The organism is Bacillus sp. SIMBA_005 (assembly GCF_046535585.1).
Lineage (GTDB): Bacteria > Bacillota > Bacilli > Bacillales > Bacillaceae > Bacillus > Bacillus pumilus.
Map to the genome: position 1 here is coordinate 1 of NZ_JAWRWI010001288.1, position 230 is coordinate 230.

Sequence of the window (230 nt, forward strand, 5' to 3'; positions counted from 1 at the left end):
CTACGGCTTCACTTTGATAATTGGCAAGGTTTTCAACACGCTCATCGAATTGTTTTAAAATAAGACGTCCTTGTGTGCTATCTAATTTTTCATATTGTTCTGTTTCACCAGCATCTTTTAATGAAAACATTCGATCGGCAAATTGCTGAACATTTTGCTCACTTTTATTGACGGCTTCTAACAGTTCAATTGATTTTTTGGACTCTAGTGTAGCCATTAAACTTTCTGAT

At 34.8% G+C, this 230-nt stretch carries 1 pseudogene; it reads right to left on the reverse strand.

Annotated features, from left to right (window positions below):
- A pseudogene (locus SB660_RS24220) lies at positions 1-217 on the reverse strand (methyl-accepting chemotaxis protein); the annotation flags it as partial.
- Positions 218-230: the final 13 nt, after the last annotated feature.